The 25,240-nt window shown below is 67.6% G+C and carries 18 protein-coding genes; 14 read left to right on the forward strand and 4 right to left on the reverse strand.

All coding sequences use genetic code 11. The features are described from left to right. On the reverse strand, positions 1–903 hold the full coding sequence (locus ALI22I_RS14845; RefSeq protein ID WP_077006075.1) for an acetaldehyde dehydrogenase (acetylating): 903 nt from the start codon (positions 901–903) through the stop codon (positions 1–3). 237 nt (positions 904–1,140) lie between these two features. Here ALI22I_RS14845 and ALI22I_RS14850 point away from each other — a divergent pair, with 237 nt between their 5' ends. From ALI22I_RS14850 to ALI22I_RS14900, 11 genes are all read left to right on the forward strand, one after another. Beyond that, positions 1,141–2,463: a condensation domain-containing protein gene (locus ALI22I_RS14850; protein WP_202970975.1), complete on the forward strand. Its 1,323-nt coding sequence runs from the start codon at positions 1,141–1,143 to the stop codon at positions 2,461–2,463. 39 nt (positions 2,464–2,502) lie between these two features. Next, positions 2,503–3,843 (forward strand): extracellular solute-binding protein, encoded by a 1,341-nt coding sequence (locus ALI22I_RS14855; protein ID WP_083751731.1) that lies wholly within the window; start codon positions 2,503–2,505, stop codon positions 3,841–3,843. Between the two features lie 82 nt (positions 3,844–3,925). Continuing rightward, positions 3,926–5,689, forward strand: coding sequence for a non-ribosomal peptide synthetase (locus ALI22I_RS14860; RefSeq protein ID WP_077006076.1), 1,764 nt, complete (start codon positions 3,926–3,928; stop codon positions 5,687–5,689). 15 nt (positions 5,690–5,704) lie between these two features. Further along, on the forward strand, positions 5,705–7,249 hold the full coding sequence (locus ALI22I_RS14865) for a 4-hydroxyphenylacetate 3-hydroxylase family protein (protein WP_077006077.1): 1,545 nt from the start codon (positions 5,705–5,707) through the stop codon (positions 7,247–7,249). Between the two features lie 41 nt (positions 7,250–7,290). Then, positions 7,291–8,307, forward strand: coding sequence for a methyltransferase (locus ALI22I_RS14870; protein WP_077006078.1), 1,017 nt, complete (start codon positions 7,291–7,293; stop codon positions 8,305–8,307). Positions 8,308–8,342: 35 nt separating this feature from the next. Then, positions 8,343–9,581, forward strand: coding sequence for an acyl-CoA dehydrogenase family protein (locus tag ALI22I_RS14875; RefSeq protein WP_083751732.1), 1,239 nt, complete (start codon positions 8,343–8,345; stop codon positions 9,579–9,581). A gap of 38 nt (positions 9,582–9,619) precedes the next feature. Beyond that, the gene (locus tag ALI22I_RS14880; protein ID WP_077006080.1) at positions 9,620–10,288 is read left to right on the forward strand and encodes an O-methyltransferase; all 669 of its coding nucleotides are present in this window, start codon (positions 9,620–9,622) and stop codon (positions 10,286–10,288) included. 227 nt (positions 10,289–10,515) lie between these two features. After that, positions 10,516–10,725 carry an MbtH family protein gene (locus ALI22I_RS14885; protein WP_077006081.1) on the forward strand — a complete coding sequence of 70 codons (210 nt, stop codon included), beginning with the start codon at positions 10,516–10,518 and terminating at the stop codon, positions 10,723–10,725. A gap of 50 nt (positions 10,726–10,775) precedes the next feature. Further along, the gene (locus ALI22I_RS14890; protein WP_179118237.1) at positions 10,776–15,716 is read left to right on the forward strand and encodes a non-ribosomal peptide synthetase; all 4,941 of its coding nucleotides are present in this window, start codon (positions 10,776–10,778) and stop codon (positions 15,714–15,716) included. 27 nt (positions 15,717–15,743) lie between these two features. After that, a complete protein-coding gene (locus tag ALI22I_RS14895) occupies positions 15,744–16,820 on the forward strand; it encodes an LLM class flavin-dependent oxidoreductase (RefSeq protein WP_077006083.1) in 1,077 nt (358 codons plus the stop codon). Between the two features lie 58 nt (positions 16,821–16,878). Further along, complete coding sequence (locus ALI22I_RS14900; protein WP_238598368.1) at positions 16,879–17,595, forward strand: class I SAM-dependent methyltransferase; 717 nt, start codon at positions 16,879–16,881, stop codon at positions 17,593–17,595. A gap of 281 nt (positions 17,596–17,876) precedes the next feature. On the opposite strand, the gene ALI22I_RS14905 is transcribed toward ALI22I_RS14900, so the two are convergent. The 3 genes from ALI22I_RS14905 to ALI22I_RS14915 form a co-directional block, all read right to left on the reverse strand. Further along, on the reverse strand, positions 17,877–19,808 hold the full coding sequence (locus ALI22I_RS14905) for a KedN5 family methylcobalamin-dependent radical SAM C-methyltransferase (protein WP_077006084.1): 1,932 nt from the start codon (positions 19,806–19,808) through the stop codon (positions 17,877–17,879). Positions 19,809–19,955: 147 nt separating this feature from the next. Next, entirely contained in the window at positions 19,956–20,162 is a 207-nt protein-coding gene (locus ALI22I_RS14910) for a hypothetical protein (protein WP_077006085.1), read from the reverse strand. Between the two features lie 49 nt (positions 20,163–20,211). Then, a complete protein-coding gene (locus ALI22I_RS14915) occupies positions 20,212–20,949 on the reverse strand; it encodes a class I SAM-dependent methyltransferase (RefSeq protein WP_077006086.1) in 738 nt (245 codons plus the stop codon). Between the two features lie 396 nt (positions 20,950–21,345). Here ALI22I_RS14915 and ALI22I_RS14920 point away from each other — a divergent pair, with 396 nt between their 5' ends. The 3 genes from ALI22I_RS14920 (at position 21,346) to ALI22I_RS14930 (ending at position 24,980) form a co-directional block, all read left to right on the forward strand. Then, positions 21,346–22,755 carry a nucleotide disphospho-sugar-binding domain-containing protein gene (locus ALI22I_RS14920; RefSeq protein WP_077006087.1) on the forward strand — a complete coding sequence of 470 codons (1,410 nt, stop codon included), beginning with the start codon at positions 21,346–21,348 and terminating at the stop codon, positions 22,753–22,755. A gap of 157 nt (positions 22,756–22,912) precedes the next feature. Further along, on the forward strand, positions 22,913–23,827 hold the full coding sequence (locus ALI22I_RS14925; RefSeq protein ID WP_077006088.1) for a putative sugar O-methyltransferase: 915 nt from the start codon (positions 22,913–22,915) through the stop codon (positions 23,825–23,827). Positions 23,828–23,843: 16 nt separating this feature from the next. Then, positions 23,844–24,980 carry a DegT/DnrJ/EryC1/StrS family aminotransferase gene (locus ALI22I_RS14930; protein ID WP_077006089.1) on the forward strand — a complete coding sequence of 379 codons (1,137 nt, stop codon included), beginning with the start codon at positions 23,844–23,846 and terminating at the stop codon, positions 24,978–24,980. The last annotated feature ends 260 nt before the right edge of the window (positions 24,981–25,240 follow it).

Here is a 25,240-nt window from a genome sequence, read left to right on the forward strand (position 1 = left end):
TCACCCACCTGCCATCGAGAGCCGGTCCGCCGCGTAGGTCTCCGCGGCCAGGAGCGCGGCGGAGTTGATGATGTCGAGATTCCCGGCATAACTCGGGACGCGGTCTCCGGACGACGTGACCTCCACGGCGACGAAGCCCTTGCCGTCGTTCGCGGTGCACGCCTTCACTTCGAAACCCCTGGCGAAGGAGCGGACCTCGGCCGCGGCTGCCGTCACGACCGAGCGCAGCGAGTCGGTCGTGAGGTCCTTGCCCAGCAGGGACATGGCGACCCGGAAGGTCGCGGGTGGTCGCGCGGGGCTGATGTTGAGGATCGCCTTGACGTCGGCGACCCCGGTGAAGCAGCGGACCGCCTCCTGCGTGGTGTCCACGTACTCGTCGAGGTTCATGCGCGTCCCGCGGCCGATGCTGAGGGTGGCGGCAGTCGTCACCACCTCGATGTAGTCGATCTCATGGATCTGCGAGATCGCGTGCAGGATCGGCACTGCCGCCTGCCCGCCGCAGCTCACCATGCTGAGGTCACGGTGTGCGGAGATATCCGCCCGATTGACGGTCGGGAAGATCATCTGCCCGCTCCGGCTGGGCGTCAGGTCGATGAGCATGGTGCCCAAGGGTGCGAGCTTCTCGACGTGCTCGGCGTGGGAGGACGCGCTGGTGGCGTCGAACACCACGTCGAACGGTCGTTCGGAGTCCACAAGGGACTGGACACCCCCTGTCGCGACCGGCACCCCGAACCGGTGCGCCTGCCGCAGTCCTGAAGTGGCTTGGTCCCGGCCGACGACGAGCCCCAGGTCGAGGTGGTCCGAGCGGGCGATCTTGGTCATCAGGTCGATGCCGATGAGGCCGGCGCCGAGCACTGCCACGGACAGCCGGCCTGCCGCTGCCCGGGAGCCGTTGTCGGTCATTCGTCACTCCTGACGCGAGAATCCTGGTTCCAGGCCGAGCCGCGGCGCGGCGACGTGGAGACAGCACTGGTCGGCAACCATGGTCGCAGCCCACGGCGCCTGCCGACGTCTTCGAAACTGCGAAACAGGCGGAATAGTGAGCAATCATGAAGGTGTCTCGAACTTATGTCGTGAGCATGCTGGGAACGAATTGCGATGACCGATCCGACGTCGACCGGTAGATGATGGAGCTGCACCGTGGATCAGTATCCGCTGACTTCTCGGCAAAAAGACCCGAGTGGCCTGGCTCGCTCACCACGGCACGTCGTCGCGCTCGCTCTTCGCATCAAGGGAGAGTTGCGCGTCGATGCCCTTCAAGGCGCGCTGGACGAAGTGGTGGAACGGCAGGAGGCGCTGCGCACCCGGCTCCACTACGACGAGAACGACGGCACGCTCGGGTTTCAGGAGGTGCTGCCGCCGCGGCCGGTTCCGCTCACCGTGCACGACACTCCGCTGCCCGCAGGCCGGGCTCGCGACGAAATGGCCCTCGAGGTGCACGTCGCGTTGCACGACGCGGAACTTTCCTTTCTCGCCACGCCGTCCCTGCGAGCCGAGCTGTATCGTTTCGACGACCAGGACGCGCTGCTGACCCTGGTGACCCACCACCTCTTCAGCGACGGCTGGTCGTCCGACGTGCTCCGCCGCGAGATCGCGGCGGGCTACCGGGCAAGGGTGGCCGGGGTGCCGCACACGCTGCCGAGCCCGGTCCCGTACCGGATGTTCGCTTCCTGGCAACAGGAGTTCCTCGGCAGCGAGAAGGCGGCGGAGTGCCGTCGGTTCTGGGGGCGCGAGTTGGCCGGCGTCGAGATGTACACGATGCCTGCCGACCGGCCGCACGGTCCCGGAACCCGGGCACCGCGAAGCGTGGTGGAGAACTTCTCGATCGACGCAGGCACGTTCGCCGGGGTCACCGCGAGCGCGGCCCGGCATCGATGCAGCGTCTGGCATGTTTTCCTGGCGGCGTTCATGGTTCTCGCGGAAAAGGTCTCCGGCCGGACCGACATCGCCCTGCTGACCGTGAACAACGGGCGACAGGACGAGAAGTTCTATCACACCATCGGCTTCTTCACTGATTTTGTTCCCATTCGACTCGCATTCGGCGACTGTGTTACTTTTCGCGACCTCATGCTTCTCGCGCGCCGGGCGAGTGCGGATTCGCAGCGGTACAGGATGTCTTTCGATTCGGTACTCGATATCTTTCCCGAGCTGATGAAGGGTGCTTTCGATCCGCTGACGTTGTTGCCCACTCTCAACTACGTCCGCTCGCCGAAGGCCGAGTCGCAGGCCCAGTTCGCCACCAGGGTCGAACCGGTCGTTCCGGCGGAGGAAGTGTCGGCTTCGTATGTTCGCGGCGCGTTCATCTGGACCTTTCTTGTTCTTCCGTCCGGCGAGTTTCGATGTGTCGTCGAGTATGAACCCGACGCGATCGACGCGACTACGGTCCGGCGTTGGGGAACTGAGTTCGTCGATCTGGTCCAGGCGATAGCCGACCGCCCCGGCCAGAAGTGGAATGTCCGTTAGAAACCGTTGGCCACCGGTACCGAGTCGTGGAGGATTCTCATGCCGACAGACATCGACGTATGGATCGCGGCCAGCCCCGGCAACGCGCTTCCCGGGGTCGGCGACCCGCTGGTCACCGCCGCCGAATCGTTCAACCGGGCCCATCCGGGGTATCAGGTTCGCGTCCGCAAGATCGAGGCGCACCTGATGCCCGAGACGGTGGCCGACGCGGTCGCGCGGGGAAACCCGCCGGACATCGCGGAATACATGTACTCGTCGGCCCAGACCGCGCTGGACACCCGCGCCCACAACGGTGAACCGTTGTTCGTGCCGGTCCAGCGCGCGATCGGCGGCCGGTCCAAGATATTGGGGGAGCGGGTCGTGGTCGAGGATCTCGTGCCCGTCGTGCGTGACTACTACACCGTCGGCGGTGAACTCGTCGCCATCCCGAGCTTCGTGGCCACCAACATCCTCTTCGCGAACAAGACCATGCTGTCCGCCGCCGGAATCGAGCGCATGCCCGTGACCTGGCAGGACCTCGCGGCGGCGTGCGCCGCCATCGCCGAACTGCCGGGCGGGCCGGGGCACGGGGTCAGCTGGCCGAACTACGGCTGGGTGTTTCACCAGGAACTCGCCGGGCAGCGCGCGTTGCTGGTCAACAACGGCAACGGCCGGTCCGGCCGGGCCACCCGGGTCTTCCTCGACTCCCCGGAGATGCTCAACTACGTGCGGTGGTGGAAGCGGATGTACGAGGACGGCCACTACCTTCCCACCGAGGAACTCCACTACTTCACCGCGATGCAGGCGTTCGAGCGCAAGGAGATCGCGTTCGTGGTCTCGTCGTCGGCCATCGGCCGGATGATCAGCGACATGGCCACCGCGGCAGGCTTCGAACTCACGGCGGGCCAGTTGCCGCGCCCCGTCGAGGACTGTTCCACCGGCGGCACCGTGGCCGGCCAGGCGCTCTTTCTCGCCAGGGGCCTGCCGAAGGAGAAGGAGGACGGCGCCCTCGCCTTCCTGCAGCACCAGCTCAACACGTCACACGCGGTGGCGCGCATGCACGACCCCGCGAATCCGATGACCTCACACCCGATCACCCTGGCCGCCTACCAGCGGTCGACGGCGGACGACTGGGTCGATCCGTACCCCGGCTACGGGGCGGCGGTCGCGCAGGTCGTCACGGCGGAGCGGACTCCGGCGGGGGCAGGCCCGATCGTCGGCAACCTCAGCGGCATCAACATCGCCATCACCGAGGCGATGGAGGACGTGCTGCTCAACGGGGCGGACCCGGTGGCCCGGTTCCGAGCGGCGACCGAGCAAGCGCAGGAAGTGCTCGACCGGTACAACGCGGCGGCCCTGGCCTACCCGCCGAGGACCCCGGCCGACCTCAGGGCGGGCTGAAAGCCGGCGACCTCCAGCACCGCCAGGACCAGGGACGCGGCCGGGCGGCCCAGACCAACCAGACCTTGACGAGGAGAACGGAATGGTAGCCCTTTCGATCCCCGCCCGGTTCGCCGAACAACTCGCGCGGACCCCGGACGCGACGGCGGTGACCGAGGCCGCGACCGGGGCGAAGCTGAGCTATCGGGAACTGGACCGCCGGGCCAATCAACTCGCACAGCACCTGAACGGACTCGGCGTCGGCCGTGAGGACCGGGTGGCGGTGCTGATGGACCGGTCGATCGGCCTTGTGGTGGCCTTTCTCGCGATTCTCAAGGCCGGCGCGGTCTACCTGCCGATCCACGAGTCGTATCCGGCCGACCGGCGGCAGTGGGTGATCGACCGGGCAGGCGCCGCGGTGCTGCTGACCGGCGGGGCGGAGCGCGCGACGGAGCTACCGGCCGGTGTTCCGGTCGTCGCGGTGGACGATCCGGCGCTCGTGCGTGAACCGGCCGTCGACCTTGGGGTGCCGATCCTTCCCGGCCAGCTGGCCTATGTGATCCACACCTCGGGGTCCACCGGCCTGCCGAAGGGGGTCGCGGTGACCCAGCAGGACGTGGTGCGGCTGCTGACCGATCCACAATGGACGCCCGAGCGGTACGCGCGGATGTTGCTGCTGGCACCGCACGCCTTCGACATCTTCGTCTTCGAGGTCTGGCTGCCGTTGCTGCACGGCGGGCAGGTGGTCGTTGCGCCACCCGGACGGCTCGAGCCCGCGACGCTGCGCCAGTTGATCGTGACGCACCGGATCACCGGGCTCCACCTGACCGCGGGCCTGTTCCGGGTGATCGCGGAGGAAGCGCCGGAGACGTTGCGCGGTCTGCGCGAGGTACTCACCGGTGGTGACGTGATCGCGCCCACCGCGGTCAACCGGGTGCTGGAGGTCTGCGACGGCCTCGTGGTCCACGCGTCGTACGGCGCGACTGAAGGGACGGTGCTGTCCACCCGTCTCCCGCTGACCAGGGGAACGCCGATCGGCACCACCGTGCCGATCGGCGACCCGCTGACCGGCGTCACGATCCGCGTTCTGGACGAGCACCTGACGCCGGTACCCGCCAATGTGACCGGCGAGATCTATCTCGCGGACGCGGGCGTCGCACGCGGCTATCTCGGCCAGCCCGGCCTGACCGCCGTGCGGTTCGTGGCCGACCCGTTCGGTGCGCCGGGATCGCGCATGTACCGCACCGGCGACCTGGCCCGCCGGACCACCGACGGCGTGCTCGAGTTCCTCGGGCGGGCGGACAGCCAGTTGAAGATCCTCGGTTTCCTCGTCGAACCGGCCGAAGTGGAGGCGGCGCTGGCAAGCTACCCAGGGGTGGCCCAGGCCGTCGTGCTGGCACGCGAACCCGGGAACAACGGGGAGAAACAACTGGTCGGTTATGTGGTGCCGGAATCCGGCGAGCTTGATCTCGCGGCACTGCGCGCCCACACCAGGAGCCGGTTGCCGGACTACATGGTGCCCGCCGCGTTCGTCCAGCTGGACTCGCTTCCGCTGACCGCCAACGGCAAGCTGGACCGGGCGGCGATGCCGGAGCCGGACTTCGACCGGGTCACTGCCTCCCGTGCGCCGGAAACCGCCATGCAGCGGCTCCTCTGCGAGGTCTTCAGCTCCGTGCTCGAGGTGCCCGAGGTCGGGATCGACGACAGCTTCTTCGATCTCGGCGGCCAGTCGCTCCAGGCCATGCGGCTGCTCAACCAGATCAAGGCCAAGACCGGCGTCGAGGTATTGGTCAACACGCTGTTCGACGCACCGACCGTGGCCGAACTGGCCGCGTTCGTCGACGCCAAGCGGACCACCGCGGCCTGAGACAAGGAGAACGCGATGACCGGACAGACCCGGCCGCTGACCGGCGCCGAATATCTCGAGAGCCTCCGTGACAGCCGGGAGATCTACCTCTACGGCGAACGAGTCAAGGACGTCACCGCACATCCCGCGTTCCACAATCCGGCGCGGATGACGGCCCGGCTCTACGACGCGCTGCACGACCCGGAGCACCGGGACGTACTGACCACCGAAACCGACGCCGACGGCTCCGACGGCTACACGCACCGCTTTTTCACCACGCCGCGGAGCGCGGCCGACCTGGTCGCCGACCAGCAGGCCATCGCCGCGTGGTCAAGGCTGAGCTACGGCTGGATGGGCCGTAGCCCGGACTACAAGGCGTCGTTCCTCGGCACACTCGGTGCGAACGCCGACTTCTACAACCCGTTCGCCGCCAACGCGTTGCGCTGGTACCGGGAGTCGCAGGAGAAAGTCCTGTACTGGAACCACGCTTTCGTGCATCCGCCGGTGGACCGGCATCGGCCGGCGGACGAGGTCGCCGACGTGTTCGTGCACGTCGAACGGGAAACCGACAGTGGGCTGGTGGTGAGCGGGGCGAAGGTCGTCGCGACGAACTCCGCCCTCACGCACTACAACTTCATCGCCCATACCGGGCTGCCGATCAAGGACCGCAAATTCGCCGTCGTGGCCACCGTGCCGATGAGTGCGCCCGGCCAGAAACTGATCTGCCGCCAGTCGTACGCCGCCTCGGCGGCGCTGACCGGTAGTCCGTTCGACTACCCGCTGTCCTCACGGCTGGACGAGAACGACAGCATACTGGTGATGGACAAGGTGCTGATCCCGTGGGAGAACGTGTTCATCTACGGGGACGTCGCCAAGGTCGGCATGTTCACCGGGCAATCCGGATTCAACGAGCGCGCCATGTTCCACGGTTGTACGCGGCTCGCGGTGAAGCTGGAGTTCATCGCCGGGCTGCTGGCCAAGGCGCTGGACATGACCGGGGTGGCCGATTTCCGCGGGATACAGGCGCGACTGGGCGAAGTGCTCGCCTGGCGCAACCTGTTCTGGGGGCTGTCCGACGCGGCAGCGCGGAACCCGGTGCCGTGGCGCAACGGCGCTGTCTTGCCCAACCCGGACTACGCCATGGCCTACCGCTGGTTCTCCCAGGTCGGCTACGCCCGGATCAGGGAGATCGTGCTCCAGGATGTCGCGAGTGGACTGATCTACCTGAACTCCAGCGCGCGGGACTTCCACAACGATGACATCCGACCGTATCTCGACAAGTACCTGCGCGGCTCGAACGGGATCGACGCGGTCGAGCGGGTGAAGGTGATGAAGCTGCTCTGGGAAACGGTCGGTACCGAGTTCGGCGGCAGGCACGAACTCTACGAACGCAACTATTCCGGGAACCACGAGAACACCAGGATCGAACTGCTCCGCGGTCAGCTCGGCGACGGCAAGCTCGACGGCTACCGCGAGTTCGTCGACCGCTGCCTCGCCGAGTACGACCTGAACGGCTGGCGGGTGCCCGACCTCGCCTCGTTCGCCGACATCGGCGCAGCGGGCCGCGCCGCACTCGGCTGACTGGTTGTCCCGGTTTCCACAGACGAGTGATAGGACACTTCATGAGCGTTCCTGATCAGGCGGATATCTCCCCTCAGGTCCAGATGATCCAGCTGTTGACCGGATTCGAGGTCTCGCAGGCGTTGTACGTCGTGGCGAAGCTCGACATCGCCACCATCCTCAGCGACGGCCCGCAGCCGATCACCCGGCTCGCCGCCGAGACGAACGCCAACGCGGACGCGCTTGAGCGGATCATCCGTTTCCTCGCCACCATCGGCGTCTTCCGTACCGAGGACGGCCAGGTCGAGATCACCGAGCTGGGACTGACGCTGGCCGACGGCCGGCCGGAGTCGGTCCGGTACGGCGCGCTCTATTTCATGGAGACGCATTACGGTCCGTTCGGTGAGCTCCTGCACACGGCGCTGACCGGGGAACCGGCGGCTACCCGTCACTACGGTCAGCCGTTCTTCGACTGGATCTCCGCCGACCCGGAACGGGTGGACGTGCAGAACCGTGCGTTCGCGAACATCACCACCGGGCTGCGGGCAGGAATGTTCGAGGGATACCGGCTACCGGACGGCGCCGTCGTCGCCGACATCGGTGGAGCCGACGGCTCGATGCTCGTCCAGTTGCTCGCCGATTCCCCTGACCGCGACGGCATCGTGTTCGACCGCCCCGAGGTCGTGGTGGCGGCGAAGGACAAGCTGGCCGAGCACGGTCTCGCCGATCGGGTCCGCTGCGTGGCCGGCGATTTCTTCGAGTCCGTTCCGGCCGCTGACGTCTATCTCCTTTCCTACATCCTCCATGACTGGGACGACCAGTCGTGCTTGCGGATCTTGCGCACCATCGGCAAGGCAGCCGATTCCGGTGCCCGGCTCGTCCTCGTCGAGGCGGTCATTCCGCCAGGAGACACCCCACATCCGGCGAAGGGGATCGACTTGACGATGCTGGCGCTGGTGAGCGGGCGCGAGCGCACCGCCGACGAGTACCGGGAACTCCTGGACGCGGCCGGGTTCACCCTCGACCGGGTGATACCGAGCTCGACGTCGTTCTCGTTCGTCGAAGCGACGCTGCGCTGACAAGTGATCATGTTCGGTGAAAGGACGGTCAGTACATGACAGCCGCCATGGATACCTCGGCGAACGACTATCCGGCTCCGCCGGAGCCAGGTCTGACCGAGCACGAGGTCCTTGCCCGCGCCGAGCGGATCGCCGAGACCCTCATCGACCGGCAGCAGGAGACGGAGGAGCGCGGGTACTACGCGCCGGACACGCATGAAGTGCTGCTCAACGCCGGCTTCTACCGGCTGTTGGTGCCAAGGCGGTATGGCGGTTACGAGTTCGGTGTCGACACACACATGCAAGTGGTGGCCAGGCTTGCCCGGGGGTGCGCGTCGACGGCGTGGATGTACACCTTCGGGGCGTCCCATGCGCATCTGGCCGCTACGCTTTTCGGCGAACAGGCGCAGAACGAGTTGTTCGCGGGCGGCGACTTCATCTGCCCGGGTGTCGTCGCGCCAGCCGGGTTCGCCGAGCCCGCCGAGGACGGCGGCTGGATCGTGGACGGCGTGTTCCGCTATGCCTCCGGCTCGCCCTACGCCACTCATTTCGTCGGTCAGACCTTCATCGCGGGAGCGGAAGGAGAACCGCCCGAGCAGCTGATGTTCATCGTGCCGAGGGACCAGTGGCGGCGGCTGGACGACTGGGGTTCGCAACTCGGCCTGAAAGGCAGTGGCTCGTACAGCGTCAAAATCGAGAAGGCCCGTATCCCGGCGCACTACGCGTTGCCTGGTACGCACATGGGGTTGTTCTCCGTCGTGGGGGGAACGCCGGGGCTCCGGTTGCACGGCAACACCTTGTACGGAGGCAGCGTGCTGGCCCCGTTGAACTTCCAGGTCGGCGCGCTGGCCGTGGGCTTGGCCGGCGCGGCGCTGGATGTCTACGGCGAGCTGACGCGGGAACGTGCGATCGCGTATCCGCCGTTCGGACCGCGTTCCGAGGACCCGGATTTCCAGCTGCGCTACGGCGAAGCTGACGGACGCGTCGCGGCGGCACGGTCGGCGATGACGGACATGCTGCGACAATGGCGGGAGACGGCCGAGCTGGGGAACGCCACCCGTGAGGTGGAGCTGCGCATGTCGATCATCAGTCGTGAAGTCGTGCGGCTGGCCTGGAGCGCGGTGTCCGACATTCTGTTCCCCACGGCCGGGACCAGCGCCGTGCGTGCGGGTGAACGGCTTGAGCGGATCTGGCGCGACATGTCGACCCTGCACACGCACGCCGGAGTGCACATCTATCTGGCCACCATCGCCCCACGGGAACTCGCTCGACTGGCGCTGGGCATCGCGAACTGAACCCACAACACCCGTATCGCCATGATCAGGAGGAACCGGTGATCCACAGTTTGGTGCTGGACCACGAACTCCAGGAATACGTGCGGGACGTATCGCTTCGCGAGGACGACATCGCGCGTGAACTGCGGATGGCCACCATGCAGCTGTTCGAACACGGCATGCTGACCCCGCCGGAGGAGGCGCAACTGCTCGGCTTCCTCGTCGGGCTGATGTCGGCCACCACCGTCGTCGAAGTCGGGACGTTCACCGGGTACGGCACGCTGGCCATGGCCCGCGCGGTCCCCGCACACGGGCGCGTCATCACCTGCGATCTCAACGCCCGGTGGACCGAGATCGGCCGTCCGTTCTGGGAACGGGCCGGGGTCGCCGACCGGATCCAGCTGGAGATCCGCCCCGCCGTCGAGACCTTGGACATGCTGCTGGCGGCGGGCGGCGCGGGCACCGTGGACTTCGCGTTCATCGACTGCAACAAGGAGAACTACGCCGACTACTTCGAACGATGCCTTGAACTGCTCCGGCCGGGCGGATTGCTGGTGGTGGACAACGTGCTCTGGTCAGGCAAGGTGGCGCGCCCCGGCGTCAGCGACCAGGAGACGGACTCGCTCCGTGCGCTGAACGCCGCACTACGCGACGACAACCGGGTCGAACTGAGCATGCTCCCCGTTTTTGACGGCGTGACACTGGCGTACAAGCGCGCCACGTCATAGTCCACAGTAGACAGCTAGTTCGGGCACGGCGAACGGCTCGCGCCAGGACAGGCGCGGGCCGTTCACCGTGTCGGTGCGAGTACGGGTTGTGGGCCGCGCGGATGGGCAATTGTTGAGATGTGCCGGGTGAATCGGCCGGGCAGACTGGTCAGCGTGCCGCCCGTCGTGGGCGGGCGACCGTGAGCGACGTAGTGCCCGCTGATCGTCCTAAGTGGAATGAGGTTGCCGTGTCCAATCCGTTCGAGGACGCTGACGCCCTGTACTTGGTCCTTGTCAATGACGAAGGACAGTACAGTCTGTGGCCCGTCGGCATCGCCGTCCCGGCCGGCTGGATCACCGTGCATCACGCGGACTCCCGCGCGAACTGCCTCGCCTACGTCGAAGCACAGTGGACCGACATGCGGCCGAACAGCCTTGTCCGCGCCGAACGAGCGTGACTGAGATGTATCTCCAGCGGCGCCCGGGTGTCCCGGGGCGGAGCGACACCGTGCGGAAACTGCCCATGACGGTGTTGCCGGACTTGTTCGCGGCGCAGGCCGTGCGGACGCCGGACGCGGTTGCGGTGGAGTCCGCGGACGTGACGTGGTCGTACGCGGAGCTGGATGCGCGGTCGAACCGGTTGGCTCGGTATCTGGTGAGGCTGGGCGTCGGGCCGGAGCGGGTGGTGGCAGTGGCCTTGCCGCGCTCGCCCGCGACAGTGGCCGCGGTGCTGGCGGTGGCGAAGGCGGGCGCGGCGTATCTGCCGGTCGATCCGGGGTATCCGGCTGACCGGATCGGGTTCATGCTCACCGACGCCGCCCCTGGTCTGCTGATCACCGACCGGGCCACGTCAGCGCGGTTGCCGGAAGTGGCGGGCGTGGCCGTGCTCGACCTTGACGACGCCGCGGTGGCCGAGGCGGTGGCGGTGCAGTACGACGGCGCTGTCACTGATCGGGACCGGATCGCGCCGTTGCTGGCCGAGCACCCGGCCTACGTGATCTACACGTCCGGTTCCACCGGGCGGCCCAAGGGCGTGGTGGTCGGCCATCAAGGCTTGGCGAGCCTGTCCGGGTACATGGTCCGGACGTTCGAGATCCGGCCGGAGTCACGGGTCGCGCAAGTGGCCTCGCTGAGCTTCGACGCGGCCGTCATGGAATTGCTGATGTCGCTGCCCGCCGGGGCGGCGTTGGTCCTTCCCGGGCCGGGGCAGCTGTCCGGGGAGGTACTGGCCGAGGCGTTGCGCGAGCTTCGGGCCAGCCACGCCCTGGTCGGCCCGTCCTCCTTGGCCGGTGCGGCGCCGGAACAGCTGCCTGCGCTGGAATGTCTGCTGGTCGGCGGCGAGGCATGCCCTGGCGATGTCGTGGCCGAGTGGTCGGCAGGCAGGCGGATGTTCAACGCCTACGGCCCGACCGAGGCGACGGTGTGCGTGACGACGAGCGGGCCGCTGTCCGGAGTGGACGCGCCACCGATCGGGAAACCGATCTGGAACACCAGGACCTACGTGCTGAACGAGCGCCTCGAAGCGCTGCCGCCGGGTGTGCCGGGTGAGTTGTACTTGGCTGGTCCGGGATTGGCGCGAGGGTATCTCAACCACCCTGGGTTGACCGCGCAGCGGTTCGTGGCCTGTCCCTTCGGGTCCGGGGAGCGGATGTACCGGACCGGGGACCTCGCTCAGTGGCGCGACGACGGTGAACTGCAGTACCTGGGCCGGGTGGACGAGCAGGTCCAGGTCCGTGGGTTCCGCATCGAGCCGGGCGAGATCGAGGCCGTGCTGGCCGCGCAGCCCGGCGTGGATCAGGCCGTCGTGGTGGCCAGGGAGGACCGGCCGGGCGACAAGCGCCTGGTGGGCTACGTCGTGCCCACGCCGGGGAGCCGCCTGGACACGGCCGAGATCCGGGCCGCCGCTGCCGAGGTGCTGCCCGTCTACATGGTGCCCGCCGCGGTGGTGGTCCTGGACGCGCTGCCGCTGTCGCTCAACGGAAAGCTGGACCGGAAGGCGCTGCCCGCACCGAAGTACGCCGCTGGGGCCGGGCGGGCGCCGTCCACCCCGGCCGAAGGGATCTTGTGCGAGCTGTTCGCCGAAGTCCTCGGAGTCGAACGGGTCGGGGTCGAGGACAACTTCTTCCACCTGGGCGGCCACTCGCTCCTGGTGGCCCAGCTGATCAGCCGGGTGCGGTCGGTGCTGGCGGTCGAGCTGGAGATCCGGACGGTGTTCAATCACCCGACGGTCCAGTCGCTGGCGAAGTCCCTGGACAGGGCCGGGGAGGCGTGGCCGGCGCTGGAGCGGGCCGACCGGCCCGAGCGCCTGCCGTTGTCGTTCGCCCAGCAGCGGTTGTGGTTGCTGGACCAGATGGAGGGGCCGAGCACGACCTACAACGTGCCTTTCGCGTGGCGGCTGAGCGGGCCGGTGGACGCGGGTGCGCTGAGCGCGGCGCTGCGGGATGTGGTCGGGCGGCACGAGGCGTTGCGGACCGTGTTCCCGGTGGCGGAGGGGCAGCCGTACCAGCAGGTGGTTCCGGCCGCGCGGGCGACGCCCGAGTTCACGGTGGTGCGGGCCGACGAGACCAGCCTGGCCGAGCTGACCGGGCAGGCGGCGCGACACGTGTTCGACCTGGCCAGCGAGCTGCCGGTGCGGGCCTGGCTGTTCGAGCTGGGGGCCGACGAGTCCGTGCTGGTGCTGCTGATGCACCACATCGCCAGTGACGGCTGGTCGCTCGGAGTACTGCTGCAAGATCTGGGGCAGGCGTACGAGGCGCGGCGGGCAGGTCACGCTCCTGAGTGGACGGACCTGCCAGTGCAGTACGCGGATTACACGCTCTGGCAGCGTGGGCTGCTGGGCGGGGACCAGGAGCACGACAGTACGCTGAACCGGCAGATGGCCTACTGGAAGTCAACGCTGACCGACCTGCCCGAGCAGCTGGATCTGCCGTTCGACCGCTCTCGCCCGGCGCGTCCCACCTACCGCGGCGGGCAGCTCGACGTCGACGTGGACGCCGAGCTGCACCACCGGCTGGTGGAGCTGGCGCGCGAACACCAGGCGACGTTGTTCATGGTGCTCCAGGCCGGGCTCGTGGTCCTGCTGTCCCGGTCCGGGGCAGGCACCGACATCCCGATCGGCGTGCCGGTGGCCGGTCGCGGCGGTGACGAGGACCTGCATCAACTGGTCGGGTACTTCGTCAACACGCTGGTGCTGCGCGCCGATCTGTCAGGCGATCCGAGTTTCGCGGAGCTGCTCCGCCGGGTCCGTGATCAGGACCTGGCCGCCTACGCGCATCAGGACGTGCCGTTCGAGCGGCTGGTGGAAGTGCTGAACCCGGTCCGGTCGCCCGCCCGTCATCCCCTGTTCCAGGTGATGCTGGCCTCCGACGAGACCACCAGTCGGGAATGGACGGTCCCTGGCCTGCGGGCGAAGGATTTTCCCCTGGCAGGCAACGCGGCCAAGTTCGACCTGGCACTGACGTTCCGGTCGCGGCACGAGCCGGACGGTACCCCGGGCGGGATCAGCGTCGCGCTGGAGTACGCGGCGGACCTGTTCGACCACGGCACCGTGCAAGCGCTCGTCGGGCGGTTTGTCGCGTTGCTGGGCAAGTTCGCCGCGGACCCGGGACTGCGGATCGGCGACGCGGAACTGCTGACGCCGACCGAGCGGGATCTGGTTGTTTCGCGGTGGAATGACACGAGGCGTGACGTGCCGGTGATGCCGCTGCCGGAGTTGTTCGTGGCACAGGTGGCGCGGACGCCGGGAGCGGTCGCGGTGGAGTCGGGTGGCGAGTCGTGGTCGTATGCGGAATTGGATGCGTGGTCCAACCGGTTGGCGCGGTACCTGGTGGGGTTGGGCGCCGGGCCGGAGCGGGTGGTGGCGGTGGCCTTGCCGCGGTCGCCCGCGATGGTGGCCGCGGTGCTGGGAGTGGTGAAGGCCGGTGCGGCGTATTTGCCGGTGGATCCGGGGTATCCGGCTGATCGGATCGAGTACATGCTCACCGACGCCGCTCCAGGCCTGGTGATCAGCGACCGGGCCACGTCGGAGCGGTTGCCGGAAGTGGCGGGCGTGGCCGTGGTCGTTCTGGACGATTCGCGGGTGGCCGCGGTGGTGGCGGATCAGTCCGGTGCTGTTGTCGCCGACCAGGATCGGAGCGCGCCGTTGCTGCCCGCGCATCCGGCTTACGTGATCTACACGTCCGGTTCCACCGGGCGGCCCAAGGGTGTGGTGGTCAGCCACCAGGGCCTGGCCAACCTGGCCGCGTTCATGGTCGACACCTTGGCCGTCACCCCGGAATCCCGGATGATCCAGCTCCTTTCGCTCAGTTTCGACATGTCACTGCTGGAGCTGCTGTCGTCGTTGACGTCCGGAGCGGCGCTGGTTCTTCCCGAGCCGGGGCAACTGTCCGGGGTTGAACTGGCGGACACGTTGCGCGAGCTGCGGATCAGCCACGCGGTGGTGGCCCCGGCCGCCCTGACCGGGGCGGCTCCTGAGAGCGTGCCGGGGCTGGAGTGCCTGGTCGCCGGCGGCGAGGCCCTCCCGGGCGAGGTGGTGGCCGAGTGGTCGGTGGGCAGGCGGATGTTCAACGCCTACGGCCCGACCGAGACGACGGTGTGCACGACGATCAGCGGGCCGCTGTCGGGAGGCGGTGCCCCGCCGATCGGGGGACCGAACTGGAACGTGCGAGCGTACGTGCTGGACGGCCGGTTGGCAGCGGTGCCGCCGGGTGTGCCGGGCGAGTTGTACCTGGCTGGTCCAGGTTTGGCGCGAGGGTACCTGAATCAGCCTGGGTTGACCGCGCAGCGGTTCGTGGCTTGCCCCTTCGGGTCCGGGGAGCGGATGTACCGGACCGGGGACCTGGTGCGTTGGCGGGAGGACGGCGAGCTGGAGTACCTGGGCCGGGTGGACGAGCAGGTCAAGATCCGCGGGTTCCGTATCGAGCCGGGCGAGATCGAGGCCGTGCTGGCCGCACAGCCCGGCGTGGATCAGGCCGTCGTGGTGGCCAGGGAGGACCGGCCGGGCGACAAGCGCCTGGTGGGCTACGTGCAACTCGAGGCGGGCGGAGCGCCGGATCCGGCGGGGCTGCGGGCCGCGGCCGCGCGGATCCTGCCCGGGCACATGGTGCCCGATGCGGTGGTGGTGCTGGACGCGCTGCCGTTGTCGCTCAACGGGAAGCTGGATCGCAAGGCCCTGCCCGCGCCGACGTTCACGGCCGGCGCCGGGCGAGCCCCGGCCACGCCCCTCGAAAAGCGCTTGTGCGAGCTGTTCGCCGAAGTCCTCGGAGTCGAGCGGATCGGGGTCGAGGACAACTTCTTCGAACTGGGCGGCCACTCGCTGCTCGCCGCCGTCCTCGTCGCACGGCTGGAAGACCAGTTCGGCATCACGATCAGTCTCCGGGACTTCCTGGCCGATCCGTCCGTCAGCGGCATCACCGGCCGGGCCCCGCTGCCCCCGGCCGGACAGTCCTGACCCACGCACGTTCGGAGAAGGGGAACGATGACCGACCTGGAGGCCAGCGGTGTCACCATCTACTCGACCTGTCGTTCCAGCATCGGGTACCACGAACAGCACCACCTGCGCAGGCTGCGGGAAATCGCCGGCTGGGTCGAGGACGCCGGCTACCGGGGCGCCCTGATCTACAGCGACAACACCTCGATCGACTCCCTGATGGCGGCCCACGCGGCCATCGCGAACACCGACCGCTTCGTGCCGCTCGTCGCCGTCCAGCCGATCGACCTGAGCCCGTTCGCGCTGGCCAGGGCGGTGTCGTCGCTGGCGCACCTGTACGGCAGGCGGATCGACATCAACTTCGTCAGCGGCGGGTTCAGCCGTGATCTCGCCGTCCAGGGCGACACCGCTTCGCACGACGCCCGGTACCGGCGGCTCACCGAGTACGCGACGGTCGTCAAGGAGCTGCTCACCGGCGGCATGGTCAACTTCGCGGGGGAGTACTACAACCTTCGCCGGGCTCGGCTCAGCGCCCCGGTGCCTCCCGACCTGCTCCCGACGGGCTACGTGTCCGGCTCGTCGCCCGCCTGCCTCCAGGCGGGCGAGGCGCTGGGCGTCCCCCAGCTCTCGTTCCCGTTGCCGCCTGAGGAACACGTCGACCCGGACGTCCCCAAGAACAAGTTCGGCAGGGGCATCAGCGTGGGCATCATCGCGCGTGCGGACTCGGCGGAGGCGTGGCGGATCGCGTACCAGCGGTTCCCGGCCGACCCGGAGGGAGCCGCGCGGATGAAACTGCTCGTCTCCGCGGGCGTGTCGTCCTGGCAGCCCCAGCTCGCCTCCGTGCCCATTCCCGACGAAGCGCCGGGACAGACGTACTGGCTGGTGCCCTTCCGGTACCACCACACGTTCTGCCCCTACCTGGTCGGGAGCCACGACGAGGTGGCACGGGCGCTGACGACGTACCTCGACGGCGGCATCCGCACGTTCGTGCTCGACATTCCCAGGGAGCCGGACGATCTGTGGAACGCGCGGATCGCGATCGAGCGCGCCGTCGCGGCCATGGACGATCCGGCCCGCGCCCGTTCCGGACAGTCGTCTTCGGCCCATGCCGCCGAACTTGCTTGACACACATCACCAAACCGGCCGCACACCGGGAATTCATCCAGGTTTTTTGGGAGGCGTCATGACCGAACCGGCGATCGACGAGGACAGCGTCGACTTCGAACAGCTTTACCAGGGAAACCTGGGCGTCGGACCGCACATGCCGTGGGACATCGGCGCGCCACAGCCGCTGGTGGTGGAGCTGGCGGACGCGGGGGAGATCGGTGAGGACGTGCTGGACGTCGGCTGCGGGCTCGGCGACAACGTGATCTTCCTCGCCTCCCGCGGCCATCGGGCGACCGGTGTGGACGGTGCGCCCACCGCGATCCGCCAGGCCCGCGAGCGGGCCAAGGCCCAAGGCGTCGACGTCGAGTTCGCCGTGGCGGAGGCGACCAGGCTCGACGGGTACGAGAACCGCTTCGACACGGTCGTCGACAGTGCGCTCTACCACTGCCTCAACGAACCGGCCAGGAACGACTACCTCGCCGCGCTCACCAGGGCGACCAAACCTGGCGCGCGCCTGCACCTGTTCTGCTTCTCCGAGGAGCTGCCCGAGAGTTTCCCCACCCCCTTCCGGTTCAGCGAGGCGAGCCTGCGGGAAACGATCGGGAAGAGCTGGACCATCACCCGGCTGCGGCCCGCCCTCTACGCGAGTGCGACGACCGCGGCGGACCTGCTGTCGGTCGAGACCGCGCTGCTGAGCCAGCCGATCGACCCGGAAGCACTGGCCAGGCTCGGTGTCGACGAACACGGCCGCCTCCAGCTTCCCGTGTGGCAGCTGACCGCCGTCCGCCCCTGACCTCGATCTCATCCCGCGCGAGCGGCGATTCCGGCGGTGCCGGACAAACTCACCCGACAGACCACAGAGGTGCTTCTCGTCCGGACGAGAAGCACCTCTGTGGTCTGAACGTGTGCTGCCGGTGGCAGGGCGGGTCGGGCATCCGCAACCGCCGCAGCTGGATGATGCGCAGCGCGGCGGTGCGGAATCGGTCGCGGAACCCGCGGCAGGTCGCTGGGGCGACCTGCGTGACAACGGCTTGGCGATCCAGCGGATGGACGACCGCGAGTGCGGCCGCGGTCTCAGCAGTTGCGCTGTTCCGCCGGACCGCGCACCAGTTCCTGCTCCGGTACGCCCATGTAGTGGATCACGATCTCGTGGTTGGTCGACGTGACGGCCGACTCGGACCCCGCCCGGTAGTACAGGTCCACCGTGGTCGGCCGCGGGGTGAGGTCCGGGTCGCCGTCGGCCTTGAGGGTGGCGATGATGGTCGAGATGTCGTGGCCGAGCGTGACGCCGGCCCGCAGGTAGTACTCGTCCCCGTCCACCGTCACCAGGGTGACGTCGTCGTCGGGGGCGAGCCCTTCGGGCCGGTACACCGGCCGGGTGAGCAGGTCGTAACGGAACACCTCGGCCAGCAGGTCGACGTGCTCGGCCGGGAGCAACGGCCGCACCGCCTCGTCCCACCAGCGCAGCAGCAGCGGCTCGGCCTCGGGCTCGGTGAACAGGAACTTGATGGCCTCGCCGAGGCCGCTGGTGCCGATCTTGGCCTGGGCCGCCCGCAGGAACTCGGCCGACGGGTCGGCGGCGGTGGCGATCCACGCCTCCAGGTTGAGCAGCACCTGGGACTGGCTCAACCCGGCCAGGCGGCGCAGCGCGACCCAGCTGTGACGCAGTACCGCGTTCTCGGCCACCACCCGGGCCCAGAACATGAACTTCTGCATCTCCTGGTTCTCGGCGAACGTCATGGTGTCGTGGGCAAGCAGGTACTCGAAGTCGTCGTTGTCGCCGCGGACGCTCTTGATGCCGTACAGTTCCTTCTTCTCCATGTAGTCGGTGTTGGGCAGCAGCAGCAGCGGGTAGACGGCGATGCGCGACATCCGCTGGGCCAGCCGGTCGTAACCCTCCATGAAGGATTCGACCGTCTCCCCGGGCGCGCCCCAGATCAGCTCGGCGTAGCAGTCCAGCCCTTCGCCGGCGAGCCAGGTGGTGAGGTCCTCCCAGTCGTTGACCTTCATGTTGCGGCGCCGCATCAGATCGAGTGCGCTGTCGTTCAACGTTTGCAGCGCCAGGGTGAAGGAGCTCTTCATGCCCGCGTCCTTCATCGTGCGCACGATCTTGTAGAACGTCTTCGACTTGTTCTTGGCCCACGACGTCTCCAGCGCCCGTGGGAAGCCGTACCGGTCCCGGGTCTCGATGAGCGCCTTGATGAACTCGTAGTCGCCCGGCAGCATGCCGAAGTTGGCGTCGCACGCCACCACCGTGTGGACCCCGAGCTTGCCGAAGATCTCCAGTTCCTCGCGCAGCCGCTCGATCGAGAACGCCCGCACCTTCTGGCCGGTCGCGCCGCCCCAGTAGCAGAACGAGCACTTGTACGGGCAGCCCCGGTTGGTCTCCATCAGGGCGACGTCGTAACGGAACTTGCCGTCGGCGTCGGTCAGTTCGAGCGCGCCGGTGAGGAACGGCGACGGGATCGAGTCGAGGTCGTCGATGCGGGCCCGTTCGGCGGTGGTGACGGCCTCGCCGTCGGCGTTCTGGAACGACAGCCCGTCGATGCCGGCGAGGTCGTGCCGGCTGGCGCCGTCGAGGTAGGCCCGCAACAGGTCGCGGAACGTCAGCTCACCCTCGCCGTTGATGACGATGTCGACCTCGGGGAACGTCCGGAACACCCGGGCCGCCTGGTTGGTCGCGTGGTTGCCGCCGAAGATGACCCAGCCGTCCGGGTTGAGTTGCTTGAAGGTGGCGGCCAGGGCACCGAACGACCGGTAGTTCCAGCCGAGTACCGAGAACGCGATGACGTCGGGGACGCCGTCGGTGAACAGCGTGTTCGCCATCATCGTGTTGGTGACGCCACCTCGGAAGTTGGCGATCTCGATGTCCGCCTCACGCCGGATGCGGTCGTCGGACAGGGCCATCGACTTGAGATAGCCTGCCGCCAGCGGCATCGACTCGAGCGGCATGTCCCAGACGCCCTGCTGCACCAGGCAGACCTTCGTGGGGTGATCAAGAGGCACGGGTTTCTCCTTGCGCGGGCGGTGGGATCAGGAGCCGTTTCCATCGTCAGCGACCGGAGAACGGGCAGGCACCTCCGATATTGCGTTCCCTTGGTGAGACGGCACAATGGGCGAACCGCGGTGCGGGGGCCGCTGCGTGATGGGCTGTCAGGGCGCGTTGAAGAAAGCGCCGGAGTCGCGCGGCGAGGAGCCGTCCACTCTCCACATGCGACAGGGCGGCACCGGGAACGACTCCCCGGTGCCGCACCGGGACCTTCTGCCCGAGGTGCCCAGGCTGACGCCCTCGGGCAGCGGATTCACCGTCCACTGCCCGAGGGGCGACTCGTCGTCGAGTTCGACATCGAACCGCGTCACCCAGCGGCACCGGTGTCAGGGACATCGCGAACAGGGGACGCGCACGCGGCTAGCAGCGGATGGCGAACCCGGTGATGTACCTGGTGTTGGAGCGGTACAGCACGTCCGTCGACACGTCGCGGAGGACGGCGTCGACCTCGTGCGCGTAGAGGATCTGCGACCGGTAGGCGCCCCAGTGGATCTGGCCGTCGGTCGCCCGCAGCGCGATCGCGTTGCCCAGGAACGACAGGCTACGGCCGAGGTGACGCCACCGCCCGTGCACGTTGCGCTGGTACTCGTGGTAGTGGTCCATCGTCCAGATGTTGCCGATGAGCACGCCGCCCGGCTTGACGAACTTCTTCAGCCGCTCGATCACGTCCTGGACCCGGCCAAGGTGGTGGATGGCGTTGGCACAGATCACCACGTCGGCCTGGCCCAGTTCGAGATCGGACCAGAAGTCGCCGTGGACCAGTCGCAGCCGCGGGTCGTTGACCCGCTTGCGGCTGGCCTCGAGCGCCTTGGCCGATACGTCGACCCCGACCACCTCGGGCGCCGACGTGTGCTTCACCGCCGCCTCGAGGTAGATGCCCGGCCCGCTGCCGAACTCGATCGTGCGCTCGGCTCCCTCGCCGTAGCGCTCGATGAGTTCGATGATGCGCCGCTCGTTGTCGGCGATCTCCGGACCGCCCAGGCTCGACTTGTCGTATCGGGTCGGGTTCCAGACCCGGGCCGCGAAGTACTCGCGCCCCTTGGGTGGAAGGTTCTTGACCAGTGCGCGGCCCAGTTCGACTAGCGCCTCCGCAAGCATGTGTCCTCCGTGGATAGTGGTGAAGGGGTTAGCCGGATCGGATCAGCCGCGACGGCGCGATTCCACCAACGGGAAGACCAGTACTCGCGACCCTCCGGCGGGTACTTTCTGGCGATACGCGTGACCCGGCCGGAACGGCGCACGCCGGGCCCGAACATCATGACCCGCGGCCGTGAACGGCGCATCTCCTGGATTGCGGATTCGACCGCGCTGAAGGCAATTCGAGCCGGACCTGCGAGGAACACGTGAGGCCGGCGTTGAGCGCGCGGGCCTCCGGCCGCGGTGCCCCTGTTGCGCAAGTATGGAGAGGGTGCCGTGAGTGTGCCCGTGAAATGATCCCGGAATAGAGTCAACTCGTGGCGCTTGCGGGCGTCCTGCCAGGGAGGGACCCGATTCATGCGAGTCTTGCTGACCTGCTATCCGGCAAACGTGCATCTTTATCCGATCGCGCCGATCGCGTGGGCGTTGCAGAGTGCCGGACACGAGGTTCGCATTGCCACGCATTTGCACGAAGGCTTCGCGGACGCTCTCACGCGGATCGGTCTCGTTCCGGTGTCACTCGGGAATCCCAACGATCCTGAGCCGGTCTTCCGCGAGGACGCCGGCATGTCCGCCATGCCGGAGGAAGTGGATGCCTACGCGAAGGTGATGGGTCTGGACCCGGAGGAACGCGAACACTGGATCTGCTTCTACCAGTACCTCATCCGGCCGATTTCCGACTATCTCAGGGCCGACCTCCCGTATGCGGGCGATCTGGTGGAATTCGCGCGCAAGTGGAAGCCGGACCTGGTGCTCTGGGATCCGGTGTTCGCGCCCGGTGCGGTGGCCGCGGCGGCCAGCGGTGCGGTCCACGCGCGTTTCCTCGGCAGCATGCTCGACTGGCCCGCCTTCTTCCACAACAAACTCGAGGAACACCGGACCCAGCTTGAGGCGGCCGGGCTGGTGGCGAACCCGTACGCCGAGGCGATGCGGCCGCTGGCCGAGCGATATGGCGTGACAGTCGACAAAGAACTCCTGTACGGGCAGTGGACGGTCGACCCGCTGCCGGACGGTATCCGGCTACCTACCGATCAGCCGAAGCTTCCGGTTCGCTGGGTGCCGTACGCGTTCGCGGAGACCGCCCAGCCGTGGCTGTACGAGCGGCCGGAGCGGCCGCGAATCGCCCTGTCGCTGGGCGAGTCGACGCGACGGGTCGTCAACGGCGACTTCGGCCGCACACCCAAGCTGTTCGAGGCCGTGGCCGACCTGGACGTGGAAGTGATCGCGACCCTGAACAGCCGCCAGCTCGACGGGGTGCAACGGATCCCGGACAACGTGCGCGTGGCCGAGTGGCTGCCCCTGCCTCAGCTTCTGCCGACGTGCTCGCTGCACATCCACCACGGTGGCAGCGGCACGGCCATGCCGGCCGTCGCGTCGAAAGTACCGCAGATCGTCACCGACACCGACGAATCGAACATGCTTCGCCTCTTCACGCCGGCGGGTAACTCCGGGGCCGGTATGATCAGCGCGGATCACGACGTGGACGGGTCGGCGGCCGTCGCCGAGGCAACGTGGGAACTCCCCGCGAAACACATGATGGCGCCCTGGTGGTCGAGGTACGTCACCAAGCACGGCGCGGGTGTCAGGATGAACTACCAGACCATGTCCGTCGAGGAGATCCGCAAGCAGATCCTCGACGTCCTGCACGGACAATCATTCCGGGCCGGCGCGGACAAGCTGCACGACATCTGGCTGGCGACCCCGAGCCCGAACGAGATCGTTCCGGCCCTTGAGCGCCTGACCGTGGAAGGCCGCGGCCGGATCTGAGTTCGGCGCCGGAACGGTTGTTCAACCTTGGCCTGTCGCGGTGGCGGGCAGCGGTTCTCGCGAGCGAAGTTCCGCCGAAGAATCCACAAGGCCCAGGAGAATCATTGCGTTATCACGCGCCCAGTCGAGGTCGTGTGGGCGGGATTGGAGCACGGCAATGCCTCATAAATACGGCCCGAGTCAGCTGCGGGCGCGGCACGACGATGTTCACGTCACTGCCGAAGCGGTCAGGGACTTGAGCGGCTTCAAGTCGCAGCCGATCAACTTCAAGATCGGATTCTGGGACCCCAGCGTCAACGGGATGCGGTATCTGAAGGCGTTGACGTACAACGTGGCAGCCGGGTTGAGCGCGGAAAGCCGGGCCAGGTTGCGCAGAATCCGCAATCGGAACCTCGGTGAACCGATCACCGTGAACTACGCCGGGGACGCGGTCTGCATGGACTACTTGCAGGCGGTGCTCGAACTCGAGTTCATCACGGCCGGTTTCAATCCGGACGGCCGGCGGATCCTGGAGATCGGTGCCGGGTACGGGCGCGGCTGTCACACCATGCTGTCGAATCACGACGTCGCCGCGTACTACATCGTCGATCTGCCGAACTCGTTGACGCTTTCCAGGGGATACCTGGAGAAGGTGCTCGATGCCGACCAGCTCGCCAAGGTCCACTTCCTCACGATCGACGAGGTGGACGAGCTGCCGGACGCCGAGCGCTTCGACCTGGGGCTCGGCGTCAACGCGTTCGCCGAGATGACCGTCGACACCGTTCGGAACTATCTCGCGTTCATCGACAAGCGCTGCGACCACTTTTACGTGAAGGACCCGGTTGGTAAATACCTGGACGGCAGCCTGGACGGTCACTCGGAGGGCCGTGAGGTGGTCGAGCTGGCATTGAGCACCGGCCTGTTGCAGGACGTCATCGACGTCCATGACAGCGAGGCGGTCGCGGCCCACACCGGCAACTTCGTTTCGGCCTACCAGCCTGGTGCGGGGTGGCGTTGCCTCGCCGACGGCTGGGCCGTGCCATGGAGCTTCTACTGGCAGGCGCTGTACAAGAACGAGCGCCCGGTAGCGTAGAGGTGCGTGATCTTTCATGATTCCGCTTTTCAAGGTCGCAATGTCGCAGCAGGGCGCCATGGACCGGGTCGCCGGCGTTCTGCGCAGCGGCCGGCTCGAACACGGGCCGACCGTTACGGAGTTCGAAGCCGTTCTCGGCGAGCGTATCGGTAACCCGAGAGTCATCGCGCTGAACAGCGGCTCCTCGAGCCTGCATCTCGCCATCGATCTCGTAGCCCGGTCGCGGTCGGCCGAGGGGCGGCACGGTGGCGAGCCAGGCGAGGTGCTGAGCACCCCGCTGACCTTCGAGGGCACGAACTGGCCGATCCTCGCCAATGGGCTGAGAATCCGTTGGGTGGACGTCGATCCGGGGACGCTGAACATCGACCTTGACGACCTGGCGCGGAAGATCTCGCCCGCGACCAGGGCGATCGTGGTCGTGCACTGGACCGGCTATCCGGTGGACCTGAACCGGCTGCGTGACATTCTGGACCAGGCGGAGGCGCGCTTCGGGTTTCGCCCGATAGTCATCGAGGATTGTGCGCAAGCTTGGGGGGCAACCTACCGGGAAATGCCCCTGGGAAACCATGGCAACATCTGTATGTTCAGCTTCGGCGCGCTCAAACAGCTCACCTGCGGTAGCGGCGGGATGCTCGTTCTCCCGGACGACAGCCTTTATGAACGGGCCAGGTTGCGCAGGTGGTACGGGATCGACAGGCGAGCGGACCGGACGCATGGTGGCTACGACGTGTCCGAGTGGGGCTACCGCTTCTACATGAACGACATCGCCGCCGCGATCGGTCTTGCGAACGTACACCTGGCTGACGAGCTGCTGGAGCGTCATCGGGACAACGCGGCCTTCTACGACAAAGAACTGTCCGGACTCCCGGGCCTCGAGCAGACGGAGCGCGCTCGGGACAGGCAACCTTCGTTCTGGGTATACCCCATCAAGGTATCTGACCGGTCATCGTTCATGCGCAAACTCGCCGACGCGGGCATCGCGACAAGCATCATTTCCCGGCGCAACGACGCGCACAGTTGCGTCGACGCCATGAGCACGACGCTTCCCGGCCTCGACAGCGTGTTCGATCGAGTGGCTTATATCCCGGTCGGCTGGTGGTTGTCCGAAGGCGACCGCGCCCACATCGTGGAGACGATCAAAGCCGGGTGGTGACGAATCAGGAGATGCGGGTCGAGATTTTGATTTGATCCTTCCGGAAACCGCCGTCATCCATCGAGCACCGCATTGTCGAAGATGCGGCACTGAACGACCGGTGCAACGATGGATTCGCGAAGACGCACACTCATTCACGGCTGTGGGCGCCCGCTGAACGGGATTCGACGCCTCTGTGCCGTAGTGGGGCGGCCACTTTTGACGGCGATGAGTCTCAAGTCGGATCGCCGCGTCACCGGAGGCCACCCGATGAGCGGCTC

It is taken from the genome of Saccharothrix sp. ALI-22-I (assembly GCF_001984175.1).
In the GTDB taxonomy this organism is placed as follows: Bacteria; Actinomycetota; Actinomycetes; order Mycobacteriales; family Pseudonocardiaceae; genus Actinosynnema.

What these genes read in the sequence shown, in the direction of transcription:
- ALI22I_RS14930 (WP_077006089.1), top strand. Translation starts at nt 23,844, where the DNA reads ATGATTCCGCTTTTCAAGGTCGCAATGTCGCAGCAGGGCGCCATGGAC.
- ALI22I_RS14895 (WP_077006083.1), top strand. Translation starts at nt 15,744, where the DNA reads ATGACCGACCTGGAGGCCAGCGGTGTCACCATCTACTCGACCTGTCGT.
- ALI22I_RS14860 (WP_077006076.1), top strand. Translation starts at nt 3,926, where the DNA reads ATGGTAGCCCTTTCGATCCCCGCCCGGTTCGCCGAACAACTCGCGCGG.
- ALI22I_RS14870 (WP_077006078.1), top strand. Translation starts at nt 7,291, where the DNA reads ATGAGCGTTCCTGATCAGGCGGATATCTCCCCTCAGGTCCAGATGATC.
- ALI22I_RS14900 (WP_238598368.1), top strand. Translation starts at nt 16,879, where the DNA reads ATGACCGAACCGGCGATCGACGAGGACAGCGTCGACTTCGAACAGCTT.
- ALI22I_RS14925 (WP_077006088.1), top strand. Translation starts at nt 22,913, where the DNA reads ATGCCTCATAAATACGGCCCGAGTCAGCTGCGGGCGCGGCACGACGAT.
- ALI22I_RS14865 (WP_077006077.1), top strand. Translation starts at nt 5,705, where the DNA reads ATGACCGGACAGACCCGGCCGCTGACCGGCGCCGAATATCTCGAGAGC.
- ALI22I_RS14920 (WP_077006087.1), top strand. Translation starts at nt 21,346, where the DNA reads ATGCGAGTCTTGCTGACCTGCTATCCGGCAAACGTGCATCTTTATCCG.
- ALI22I_RS14855 (WP_083751731.1), top strand. Translation starts at nt 2,503, where the DNA reads ATGCCGACAGACATCGACGTATGGATCGCGGCCAGCCCCGGCAACGCG.
- ALI22I_RS14875 (WP_083751732.1), top strand. Translation starts at nt 8,343, where the DNA reads ATGACAGCCGCCATGGATACCTCGGCGAACGACTATCCGGCTCCGCCG.
- ALI22I_RS14845 (WP_077006075.1), bottom strand. Translation starts at nt 903, where the DNA reads ATGACCGACAACGGCTCCCGGGCAGCGGCAGGCCGGCTGTCCGTGGCA.
- ALI22I_RS14915 (WP_077006086.1), bottom strand. Translation starts at nt 20,949, where the DNA reads ATGCTTGCGGAGGCGCTAGTCGAACTGGGCCGCGCACTGGTCAAGAAC.